At 72.5% G+C, this 11,424-nt stretch carries 10 protein-coding genes; 7 read left to right on the forward strand and 3 right to left on the reverse strand.

Annotated elements, in window-relative coordinates:
• Positions 1-1,212 (forward strand): low temperature requirement protein A (locus ETD83_RS33940; RefSeq protein WP_329603020.1); only part of this gene is annotated, 1,212 nt, incomplete at its 5' end.
• A gap of 40 nt (positions 1,213-1,252) precedes the next feature.
• Positions 1,253-2,119, forward strand: a complete 867-nt coding sequence (locus ETD83_RS33945; RefSeq protein WP_138649301.1) for a tetratricopeptide repeat protein — start codon at positions 1,253-1,255, stop codon at positions 2,117-2,119.
• Positions 2,120-2,126: 7 nt separating this feature from the next.
• Here the strand turns inward: ETD83_RS33945 and ETD83_RS33950 are convergent, their stop codons facing one another.
• The gene (locus tag ETD83_RS33950) at positions 2,127-2,603 is read right to left on the reverse strand and encodes a pyridoxamine 5'-phosphate oxidase family protein (protein ID WP_138649302.1); all 477 of its coding nucleotides are present in this window, start codon (positions 2,601-2,603) and stop codon (positions 2,127-2,129) included.
• A 76-nt stretch (positions 2,604-2,679) separates the two neighbouring features.
• Between ETD83_RS33950 and ETD83_RS33955 the strand changes: the two genes are divergently transcribed.
• The 4 genes from ETD83_RS33955 (at position 2,680) to ETD83_RS33970 (ending at position 8,500) form a co-directional block, all read left to right on the forward strand.
• Positions 2,680-3,666: a ribonuclease Z gene (locus ETD83_RS33955; protein ID WP_138649303.1), complete on the forward strand. Its 987-nt coding sequence runs from the start codon at positions 2,680-2,682 to the stop codon at positions 3,664-3,666.
• Positions 3,659-5,026 carry a dihydrolipoyl dehydrogenase family protein gene (locus tag ETD83_RS33960; protein ID WP_138649304.1) on the forward strand — a complete coding sequence of 456 codons (1,368 nt, stop codon included), beginning with the start codon at positions 3,659-3,661 and terminating at the stop codon, positions 5,024-5,026. Before ETD83_RS33955 ends, ETD83_RS33960 begins: the two co-directional genes overlap by 8 nt.
• Positions 5,027-5,065: 39 nt before the next feature.
• Positions 5,066-7,051, forward strand: coding sequence for a thioredoxin domain-containing protein (locus ETD83_RS33965; RefSeq protein WP_138649305.1), 1,986 nt, complete (start codon positions 5,066-5,068; stop codon positions 7,049-7,051).
• 279 nt (positions 7,052-7,330) lie between these two features.
• Positions 7,331-8,500: a C40 family peptidase gene (locus tag ETD83_RS33970; RefSeq protein ID WP_138649306.1), complete on the forward strand. Its 1,170-nt coding sequence runs from the start codon at positions 7,331-7,333 to the stop codon at positions 8,498-8,500.
• A gap of 12 nt (positions 8,501-8,512) precedes the next feature.
• On the opposite strand, the gene ETD83_RS33975 is transcribed toward ETD83_RS33970, so the two are convergent.
• Positions 8,513-9,151 carry an acyl-CoA-like ligand-binding transcription factor gene (locus ETD83_RS33975; RefSeq protein WP_205718024.1) on the reverse strand — a complete coding sequence of 213 codons (639 nt, stop codon included), beginning with the start codon at positions 9,149-9,151 and terminating at the stop codon, positions 8,513-8,515.
• Complete coding sequence (locus tag ETD83_RS33980; RefSeq protein ID WP_230421363.1) at positions 9,132-10,670, reverse strand: MFS transporter; 1,539 nt, start codon at positions 10,668-10,670, stop codon at positions 9,132-9,134. Before ETD83_RS33980 ends, ETD83_RS33975 begins: the two co-directional genes overlap by 20 nt.
• Before the next feature lie 116 nt (positions 10,671-10,786).
• On the opposite strand from ETD83_RS33980, the gene ETD83_RS33985 reads away from it, so the two are divergent.
• On the forward strand, positions 10,787-11,314 hold the full coding sequence (locus tag ETD83_RS33985) for a hypothetical protein (protein ID WP_138649308.1): 528 nt from the start codon (positions 10,787-10,789) through the stop codon (positions 11,312-11,314).
• Positions 11,315-11,424 lie beyond the last annotated feature (110 nt).

The following is an 11,424-nucleotide window of genomic DNA, read 5'->3' on the forward strand; positions in this document are numbered from 1 at the left end:
CGCCCGCACAGGGTGACCGGGCTGCTGCGCGAACGCGGCGAGCAGGGCGCGCGGGTCACGTTCTTCGAGCTCTTCTTCGACCTCGTCTTCGTCTTCGCGATCACCCAGCTGTCGCATCTGCTGCTCGAACACCTCACCCTGCGCGGAGCCGCCGAGACGCTGCTGCTCCTGCTCGCGGTGTGGTGGGCGTGGATGTACACGTGCTGGACGACGAACTGGTTCGACCCCGACCATCCGGCCGTCCGGCTCATGCTGGTCGGGGTGATGATCGCCGGGCTGTTCATGGCGGCGATGCTGCCCGGCGCGTTCGGCGACAAGGCGCTGTGGTTCGCCGCCGCCTACGTCACGATCCAGGTCGGCCGGACCCTGTTCGTCGTGGTCTGCACCTGGGGCCACGAACTGGGCCGCAACTTCCAGCGGATCCTCTTCTGGAAGGCGCTGTCCGGCGTGCTGTGGATCGCCGGCGCCCTCGTCGACGACCCCGGTGCCCGCGCCGGGGTGTGGCTGCTGGCCGTGGGCCTGGAGTACCTCGCCCCCTGGCACGGCTTCGCGACACCGCTGCTCGGCCGGTCCAGCACCACCGAGTGGACGATCGACGGCGCCCACATGGCCGAACGCTGCCAGCTGTTCCTCATCATCGCGCTCGGCGAGACGGTGCTGGTCACCGGCGCGACGCTCGGCGGGCACACGCCGACGGCGGCGATCGCGACCGGGTTCGTGTCGGCGTTCGTCGGCACCGTCGCGCTCTGGTGGATCTACTTCGACCACACCGCCGAGGCCGCCGCCGAGCGGATCGCGTCGTCCGCCGACCCGGGGCGGCTCGGACGGTCCGCCTACACCTTCGTCCACATCATCATGATCGCGGGCGTCGTCGTCAGCGCGGTCGCGGACGAGCAGGTGCTGGCGCACCCGGGCGGCCACGTGAGCACCGCGTTCGCCGTCGTCGCGCTCGGCGGCCCGGCCCTGTTCGTCGCCGGGCACGCGCTGTTCAAACGGGTCGTCTTCGGCGGGTTCACGCGCGCCCGGGTGACCGCGCTCCTCGCCCTCGCCGTGCTCGCGGTGCCGGCCTTCACCGTCGACGCGCTCACCCCGCTCGGCCTGCACATCTGCGCGGCGGCCGTGGTGGTGGCGCTGGCGCTGTGGGACGTCCGCGACCACCGGACGCAGCTCCGCGAACGGGCGCCGCTGCCGGGGCCGCTGAAGGGCGGCTGACGGCCGGTTGGATCCGGGCGCGTCCGGGGAGGACCTCGACGTGCGCGCGAACCTCGAGTCCGCCTACCGGGGCCTCGGCCCGGCGGCGGCCCGGTTGTTCAGGCTGCTGGGCCTGCATCCCGGCGACGACATCGGCCTCGCGGCGGTCGCCGCCCTGGCGGACGTCCCCGAGGCCGAGGCCCGCGAGCTGCTGGAGACGCTCACCGCTCGCGGGCTCGCCGCCGCGTCCATCGAAGGCCGGTTCAGCCTGCCGGGGCCGCTGCGCGGCTACGCCCGCGAGCTGGCGGAACGCGAGGAGACCGCCGCCGGACGGGACGCCGCGCTCCGGCGCGTCCTCGACCACTACCTCGCCGCCACGGCCACCGGCGGGCGGGGCACGGCGTCCGGCGAGAAGGAGCTGGAGGCCGAAGGGCTGGCGCTGCTGGAACGGGAACGCTGGGCGGAGGCGGCCGAGACGTTGCAGGACAGCCTGCGGAGCGCCGAGGACGACGGCGACCCTCACACGATCCTGATGGCCCGCCACAACCTCGCCCGCGCGCTGATCATGACGGAGGACCTTGACCGCGCCATCGACCTGCTCGGCCCCCTCCCGGACGAGTTCGCCGCCCTCCCCGAACCCGACGACCACCACCGGGCCCGCGCGCTGGCGAGCCTCGGCGAGGCGTACCTGCGCGCCCGCCGCCCCGTCGCCGCCACCAACTTCTTCGGCCAGGCCCTGGAGATCATGCGCAGGCTGGACGCCGTCGGCCAGCAGGCCGTCATGTTCGTCCACATCGCCGACGCCGCCCGCCAGCGCGGCGACCACGCCGCCGAGGGCGCCGCGCTCGACCGGGCCGTCGAGCTGTACGAATCGATCCCGAGCCCGGAGGCCGCACCGCTCGCCGCCCGCCGCGCCGCCCTGGACTGACCCGCGCCTACAGCTTGCCGTGGTCCCAGCTGACGACGCGATCGGGTTCCATGACGACGAGGACGCGCTTGGCGATCGCCTGCTCGATGCCCTCGGTGACGACCGGGTCGACCGGCTCGCCGATCTCGGGCACGGGGAGCCCCGCCATGCGCGACCCGACCACCATGCCGACCTTCGACCTCGGCTCCGGGTCCTCGATGACGAGACCCCGGCCGTGGAGGGCGACGCCGCGCAGCTCGTTGTACTCCACGCCGTCCTCGACCAGGCACGTCATGGCCGGGTCGCGGCGCAGGTTCAGCACCTTCTGCGACGCCCGGTACGTGGTGAACGCGATCCTGCCGTCGAGCAGCGCGTAGAACATCGTCACGAGGTGCGGGGCGCCGTCCCGGCCGACCGTGGCGACCTGGACCTTGAAGTTCGCGGCGAGAAAGGACGCCACCTCGTCCGGCGTCATCCGGATCCTCTCGCGCTTCCCACCGGCCACGGGCCCTCCTCGGTCGACGACGCGCCCCAGCATAACCAAGCGCTTACCTGGGTCCCGTGGGCGGCACCATGGGGGGATGTCGGTGCGCGATCTGATCGTCCTGGGCTCCGCCAGCGCGGTGCCCACCAAGGCCCGCAACCACAACGGGTACCTGCTGCGCTGGGACGGCCACGGCGTCCTGTTCGACCCGGGCGAGGGCACCCAGCGGCAGATGACGCGCGCCGGGGTCTCCGCGCACGACGTGACCTGGATCTGCGTGACCCACTTCCACGGCGACCACTGCCTCGGCGTCCCGGGCGTCGTCCAGCGCATCGCCCGCGACGGCGTCGGGCACCCGGTGGACGCGGCGTTCCCGGCGAGCGGCGCGGAGTACTGGGAGCGGCTGCGGCACGCGGCCGTCTTCCGCGACACCGACGTCATCCGCGAACACCCGGTCTCGGGCGAGCGGATGGGGCTCGACACCGGCGACGCCCCGTTCGGCCTGGCCGCGCGGCGCCTGTCCCACCCGGTGGAGGCGTACGGGTACCGGCTGGAGGAGCCGGACGGCGTGACGATGCTGCCCGGCGAACTCGCCGCGAGGGGAGTGCGGGGCCCCCTGGTCCGGCGGCTCCAGGAGGACGGCCGCGTCACCGTCCCGGACGGTCGGACGGTCACGCTCGACGAGTGCGGCGTCCGACGCCCGGGCCAGAAGGTCGCGTTCGTCATGGACACCCGGCTCTGCGACGGCGTCGGGGAACTGGCCGACGGGGTGGACATGCTCGTCATCGAGTCCACCTTCCTCCACCAGGACGCCGGCCTGGCCGCCGAGTACGGCCACCTCACGGCGGCGCAGGCGGCCGAGGCCGCGTCGGACGCGGGCGTCCGCCACCTGGTCCTGACGCACTTCTCCGAGCGGTACCGCGCCGACGACGAGCGCCGTTTCCTGGACGAGGCGTCCACCCGGTTCGGCGGCGACATCACCCTCGTCCACGACCTGGACCGCATCCCGCTGCCATCTCGCCGCAGTCCCGAAAAGGACCGCCTAACCGGACGGGATCTTGGGCAGAAGTCCAGGCATGGCTGACGAAGTGGATGTCGTGGTGATCGGTCTCGGCCCCGGCGGCGAGGACGCGGCCGGACGGCTCGCCGAGGCGGGCCTGTCCGTGGTCGCGGTGGAGTCGCGGCTGGTCGGCGGGGAATGCCCGTACTACGCCTGCGTGCCCACCAAGATCATGGTGCGCGCCGCCGGGCTCCTCGCGGACGGCGGGCGCGTCCCGGGGATGGCGGGCGACGCGGACGTCCGTCCCGACTGGGCGCCGGTCGCGGCCCGGATCCGCGACGAGGCGACCGACTCGTGGGACGACAAGGCCGCCGCCGACCGCCTCACCGGCAAGGGCGCCACGCTGGTCCGGGGCGAGGGCCGCATCACCGCCCCCCGCGAGGTGACGGTGGGCGACCGCGTGTTCCGCGCGCGGCGGGGGATCGTCCTCAACACCGGCACCTCGCCCACCGCCCCGCCCATCGACGGCCTCTCCGGCACCCCGTACTGGACGAACCGCGAGGCCGTCCAGATCACCGAGGTCCCCGAGTCGCTCATCGTGCTCGGCGGCGGCGTCGTGGGCGCCGAGATGGCGCAGGTCTTCTCCCGCTTCGACACCCGCGTCACGGTCGTCGAGGCCGCCGACCGCCTCGTCCTGAACGAGGAACCGGAGTCCAGCGCCCTGATCCGCGACGTCTTCGAACGCGAGGGCATCGGCGTCCGCACCGGCGTGAACGTCACCGCCGTCACGCACGAGAACGACGAGTTCACCATGCACCTCGGCGACGAGACCCTCGCCGCCGACCGCCTCCTCGTCGCGACCGGCCGCCGTCCCAACCTGAAAGGTCTCGGCCTGGAACACGTCGGCCTGGACGAGAACGCCCGCGGCATCCCTGTGGACGGCCACCTCCGCGCCGCCGACGGCGTCTGGGCGATCGGCGACATCACGGGCATGGGCGCGTTCACGCACGTCTCCGTGTACCAGGCGGCCATCGCCGTCCGCGACATCCTCGGCGAGGAGGGCGCGCCCGCCGCCTACCGCGCCGTCCCCCGCGTCACGTTCACCGACCCCGAGATCGCCTCCGTCGGCCTCACCGAGGCCCAGGCGCGCGACCAGAACCTCCCCGTCCGCACCGGCATGTCCCAGATCCCGGAGTCGAGCCGGGGCTGGATCCACAAGGCCGGCAACGACGGCTTCATCAAGCTCGTCGAGAACACCGAATGGGGCACCCTGGTCGGCGCCACCGCCGCGGGCCCGTACGGCGGCGAGATCCTCGGCTTCCTGTCCGTCGCCGTCCACACCGAGACCCCCACCGCCGTCCTCCGCGAAATGATCTACGCCTACCCCACCTTCCACCGCGCCATAGAACCCGCCCTCGCCACCCTGGCGCGCCGGTCCGGGTGAGGGCGTGAGGCGGCGTCCGGATCGGGCAGGATCGGTGGCATGAACCGGCTCGAGGACGCGACAAGCCCGTACCTGCTGCAGCACGCGGGCAACCCGGTCGACTGGTGGGAGTGGGGGGACGAGGCGCTGGCCGAGGCGCGGCAGCGCGATGTCCCTGTTCTTCTGTCTGTCGGATATGCGGCTTGTCATTGGTGTCATGTAATGGCGCATGAGTCGTTTGAGGACGGCGAGACGGCGCGGATCATGAATGAGCTGTTCGTGAACATCAAGGTGGACCGGGAGGAACGGCCGGACATCGACGCCGTCTACATGGAGGCGACCCAGGCCATGACGGGCCAGGGCGGGTGGCCGATGACGGTGTTCATGACCCCGGACGGGCATCCGTTCTACTGCGGGACGTATTTCCCCCGCGCGCAGTTCCGGGCGTTGCTGCAGGCCGTCCACAAGGCGTGGACGGAGCAGCGCGACGAGGTCGTGGGGCAGGGGCGGCAGGTCGTCGACGCGCTCACTGCGCGGGGGTCGGGGCTCGCGGGCACGCGGGCGCCGGGTGAGGAGATGCTCGCGCACGCGGTGAAGGGGCTGGCCGCGTCGTATGACGCGGCGCGCGGCGGGTTCGGGGGCGCGCCGAAGTTCCCGCCGTCGATGGCGCTGGAGTTCCTGCTGCGCCATCACGCGCGGACGGGGGACGACGAGGCGCTCGCCATGGCCGCGCACACGATGGAGGCGATGGCGCGGGGCGGGTTGTACGACCAGCTCGGCGGCGGGTTCGCCCGGTACTCGGTGGACGCGGGCTGGGTCGTCCCGCACTTCGAGAAGATGCTCTACGACAACGCGTTGCTGGCGCGGGTGTACGCGCACTGGTGGCGGCTGACCGGGACGCCGTTCGCGCGGCGGGTCGCACTGGAGACGTGCGACTGGATGCTCCGGGACCTGCGGACGGACGAAGGCGGCCTCGCCTCCGCGCTGGACGCCGACAGTGAAGGCGTCGAAGGCAAGTACTACGTCTGGACGCCCGCGCAACTGCGCGAAGTGCTCGGGGACGAGGACGGTGCGTTCGCGGAGGCCCTGTTCGAGGTGACAGGGACGTTCGAGCATGGGTCGTCGGTCCTGCAGCTCCTCCATGACCCCGAGGACAACGAACGGTACGAGCGTGTGCGGACGGCGTTGCTGTCGGCGCGCGCGCACAGGATTCCTCCCGCGCGGGACGACAAGGTCGTGGCGGCATGGAACGGTCTCGCGATCGCGGCGCTGGCGGAGTGCGGGGCGCTGTTCGACCGTCCGGATCTCGTCCGCGAGGCCGAGGAAGTAGCGCGGCTGCTGGTCGATGTGCATCTGCGTGAGGGACGCCTGGCGCGGACGTCGCGGGGTGGTGTGGCGGGTGCGAACTCCGGTGTCCTGGAGGACTACGCGGACGTCGCCGAGGGGCTGCTCGCTCTGCACGGCGTCACGGGAGACCCGCGGCATGTGCGGCTCGCCGGTGAGCTGCTGAACACGGTCCTGGAACGGTTCGGGGACGGGTCAGGCGGGTTCTACGACACCGCCGACGACGCGGAGCGGCTCTTCCGGCGCCCGCAGGACCCGACGGACAACGCGGCCCCTTCGGGGCAGTTCGCCGCCGCGGGCGCGCTGCTGTCGTTCGCGGCGCTCACCGCGTCGGACTGGCACCGGCAGTCCGCGGAGGCGGCGCTCGCCCCGGCGGGGACGCTCGCCGACAAGCACGCGCGGTTCGCCGGCTGGGGCCTGGCCGTGGCGGAGGCGCGGGCGGCGGGGCCGGTGGAGATCGCGGTGATCGGCGATCCGGAGGACGAGCGCACGCGGGCGCTGCACCGGACCGCGCTGATGGCGGTCGCGCCGGGCGCGGTGGTCAGCGTGGGCCCGCCGGACGCGGAGGGCGTCCCGCTGCTGGAGGGGCGCGGCCTGGTGGACGGCGTCCCGTCCGCGTACGTGTGCCGGGGGTTCGTCTGCCGGCGGCCGGTGACGTCTCCGGCGGAGCTGGCGCGCGAATTGCTCGGGCAATCGGGCTGACGTGGGAAATTGGACGATTGGTCCATTTTGTGGCAGCGTGACCTTGATCTCGTACCCGCTTGGTGTTACCACTGGGTAGCCGGGACGAGGCTGACCCAACGGGGCCGTCCGGACGAGGGTGGCCGCCGGGCCCGCCGGGTATCTGGACGGTGGCCGGCCGGCTGCGCCATAGTCGGTCCCGGAGCACAGCGCGACGTTGAGAACACGGTGTGAGGTGAGCACGGTGTGGCGTGAACACCGTGCGACTTCGGAGCAGGGCGACCTTCGAGGAGTGTGGCAGTGGGAAAGCCGAACCGCCGGGCCCTTCCGACGATCATCGGCGTTTCAGTGCTGACGACCCTCGGCGCCAATGTCGCCGTCCTGGTCGCGCGCGGTGACGACGCTCCCGCGACGACCCGTGGCGCCGAGCAGCGCACCCGGTTCGTGGCCGCGTCCGACCGCACCGGCCTCTCGCCCGGGGCCGTCGCTCCCCAGGGAAGGCGGCTCACCCCGCACGTCCTGGTCGCCGCGCCGTCCACCCTTCCGCAGGACCTGGTCGCCAAGGTGCGCGGCGCCAAGAACGTGAAGGGCGTCGAGGTCGTGGACGCCGTGCAGGGGATGGTCGCGGGCAAGCGGGTCGGGCTGATGGGCGTCGACCCGTCCACGTTCCGCAACTACACGCCGAAGCCCACCGCCAGGTCGGACGCGCTGTGGCGCAACGTGGCGGCCGGCGACGTCGCGATCTCCTTCACGATGGGCAACGACGGCGGCGTGGAGCTCGGCAGCCAGGTGCCCGTCGGCGGCAGGCGGAGCCAGTCGCCGCTCCGCGTGGGTGCGTACGCGACGATGGGCATCGGCGACGTCGACGCGGTCGTCTCGCGCGCCACCGCCCAGGCCCTCGGCATGCCGAGCGGCAACGCGATGCTGATCAGCGTCCCGAAGACCGAGCCGGGGACGTTCATCAAGAAGCTCCGCAAGGTGCTGCCGAAGAACGCCAAGGCCGTCGAGGTCAACCCGGAGATCGAGGCCCCGGAGACGGGCCAGGTGCCCAATGGCCAGGTGATGACGGCCAGGCAGATCCGGACGGTGATCAGGGCCGCCTACACCCGGCTCGGCTGGCCGTACGTGTGGGGCGGCGAGTCCGAGCACGAGGGCGGCTACGACTGCTCGGGCCTCATGCAGTACGCCTTCGCCAAGGCCGGCATCAGGCTCCCGCGCGTCGCGGCCGACCAGGCGCGCGTCGGCTGGGTCGTCCCCTACAGCAAGGCCCGGCCGGGCGACATGCTCATCTGGGCCAACGACCCGACCGCGCCCGGCTACATCTCCCACATCGCGCTCTACCTCGGGAAGGGCAAGATGCTGGCCGCCCCGAGGCGCGGCACCGTGGTGCAGGTGCAGGACGTCTACACCCGCAACATGCGCGGCGCCGTCCGGTTGAGCCCCAAGATCGCCAACGGCCTCGCCCGCTAAGCGCCGCTGGGGTCACAGGGGGCAGCCCCGGCCGAGGAACTCCAGGTTCCGGTCGATGAGGTCGGCCAGGTCGAGCTCCTCGGGGTTCTCGAGCCACCGGTAGAGCGCCGCTTGCAGGACGCCCAGCACCGCCCAGCTGAACGTCTCGACCTCCGGATCGTCGCTCTGCCGCCCGGTCCGTTCGGCGACGAGCTCGGACAGGACCGCGCGGGTGCCCATCCGCATCGTCTCGGCCATGCGCCCGCGCAGGGCGGGGACGTCGGCCATGAGCCGCAGCCGCGTCCGGGTGGCGGGCAGGTCCACCGCCTGCATCTGCGTCATGATCTCGCGGATCACGGCGCGGAACGCCTCGAGCGGGGTCCGCTCCGGTGGCTGCTCGCGGAACATCTCCGCGATGAGCGGGTCGTACTCGTCGGTGAGGACGACGTCCTCCTTGGTGGGGAAGTAGCGGAAGAACGTGCTCGGCGAGATCTCCGCCGCCGCCGCGATCTGCTCCACCGTCGTCCCGTCGTACCCCTGCTCGGTGAAGAGCCGGAGGGCATGGTCCTGGATGGCCCTCCGGGTCTTCAACTTCTTGCGCTCGCGCAGCGGAAGCCGGGCGAGCCGCTCTTCCAGCCGGTCGATCGCGTGCTCAGGGTGCGACGTGCTCATGGTCCGATTCTGTTTCATCGGCGGTGGGCGCCGCATCTTCGGGGACGCGTCCGGGCTGGAAGAGCAACAGGAGGACGGCGACGGCGAGCGCGGCGGCCCCGCAGGCGCCGAGCACCGCGTCCATGCCGTGGACGTAGGCGTCCCGCGCGGAGGCGAGCAGCCCGCCGTCGCCGAGGCGGTCCGCGACGGCGACGGCGCCGCCGACCGAGTCGCGGGCGGCGCCGGCCGCGTCCGGGGGCAGCCCGCCGGTGGCGACGCGGTCGCGGTAGATCGCCGCCAGCAGGCTGCCGAGCCCGGCGACGCCGAGCGTCGCACCGGTCTGGCGCAGCGTCTGGACGAGCCCGGAGCCGCGTCCGGCCTGGTCGGCGGGGAGCGCGGCGAGGACCGCGTCCATCGCCGGGATCATCGTGAGGCCGGAGCCGAGCCCGACCACGACCAGCCACGGGACGGTCCCGGCGTAGCCGTCGCCGGTGCCCGTGAGCGCGCCCCAGCCGAAACCGGCCGCGAGCACCAGCAGGCCCAGCACGATGACCGGCTTGTGCCCGAACCGGGGCGCCGCGCGGTCGGTGGCGATGGCGCCGGCCAGGAGGCCGAGCAGCATCGGGATGAGCTTCAGCCCGGTGTCGAAGACGTCGTTGTCCTGGACGGCCTCCAGGTACTGCGGCACGACGAACAGCACCCCGGCCAGCATCAGGTTCGCCGTGACGGCCGCGACCATCGCCCACGCGAACCGGGCGTCGCGGAAGAGCCTCGTGGGCAGCATGGGGTGGGCGGTGCGCCGTTCCCAGAGCGCGAAGCCCGTCAGCAGGAGGGCCGCGAGCACGAACGAGCCGAGCACGACGGCGTCGCCCCAGCCGCGCACCGGGGCCTCGATGACCCCGTACACGAGCGCGACGATGCCGCCCATGGACAGCAGCGCGCCGAACCCGTCGACGCGGGGCGCGGACGGGTCCTTCGTCTCGGGCAGCAGCAGCGCCACCGCGAGGGCGCCGGCGACCACGATCGGAACGTTGATCAGGAAGATCGAGCCCCACCAGAAGTTCTCCAGCAGCCAGCCGCCGAGCAGCGGGCCGAGCGGGAGCCCGAGCGCGGTGGACGCCGACCAGATGGCGACGGCCCTCGTCCGCTCCTCCGGCGGGAAGATCGCCGGGATCATGGACATGGACAGCGGCGTCACGACGGCGGCGCCGAGCCCCATGAACGCGCGGGCCGCGATGACGCCGCCGGTGCCGTCCGCGAACGCGCCGGCGAGGGACGCCGCGCCGAAGATCCCGAGTCCGGCGATCAGCAGCCACTTCCGGCCGAACCGGTCGCCGAGCAGCCCGGCCGGGAGCAGCAGCGCCCCGAAGACCAGCAGGTAGGAGTCGACGATCCACTGCAGCTCGCTGGTGCTCGCGCGCAGTTCCTCCGAGAGCGTGGTCAGCGCCACGTTGAGGATCGTCATGTCGAATCCGAGCACCAGCATGCTGAGCGCCAGCGCCGCCAGCCCGAACCAGCGCCGACCGTGGCCCACCGCCATGGCTGTCACCCCCATTTGATGTTAAGTATGAAATGAAAGTAACTCCCAAAAGGTGGTTGATGTCAATGCCGTGAGAGGCTGGCGCCCGCGGCCGATAGAGTTGTAATTTTGATTACATGAGTACAAGTGAAGCGGCGGAGCAGCTCCGCGGCTGGTTCTCCGGACGGCTCCCCGACGACTGGTTCGAGGGACCGCCGGAGGTCGTCCTCGACCGCGAGGAGGTCAGCGTCGTCGGCCGCCTCCCCGAACCGCCCGCCGCCGGGGCGTCGGAGGCGTCCGAGGCCGAGCGGGCCGGCGCGATCGCCGGCCACATCCAGCGGTTCCGCGAGGAGACCCGCGACCGGCGCATCGCCATCGCTCGAGAGGCCGAACGGCGCTTCGGCCACAAGGTCTCCTGGGGCGTCGAATGCGGCGGCGAGCGGGAGATGTTCACCACCCTGTCGGTGCCCGTCATGACCCGGCTCCGGCAGCCCGAGCGGCGCGTCCTGGACACCCTCGTCGAGGCCGGCGTCGCCCGCAGCCGCAGCGACGCGCTCGCCTGGTGCGTGCGGCTCGTCGGCAAGAACACCGACGAATGGCTGTCGGAGCTGCGCTCCGCCCTGCAGCACGTCGAACGCGCCCGCGCCGCCGGCCCCCAGGCCTGACCCGGCTTCATTACCCGATCTCAATGATCACTGGGTGTGATCATGGTGTCGGCCTGCTCTACTGTGCCTTCCATGCGCGTGCCCGCTGGGGCGGGCGGCGAGGAGGGGGT

This window comes from Actinomadura soli (genome assembly GCF_005889715.1).
GTDB classification, from domain to species: Bacteria; Actinomycetota; Actinomycetes; order Streptosporangiales; family Streptosporangiaceae; genus Spirillospora; species Spirillospora soli.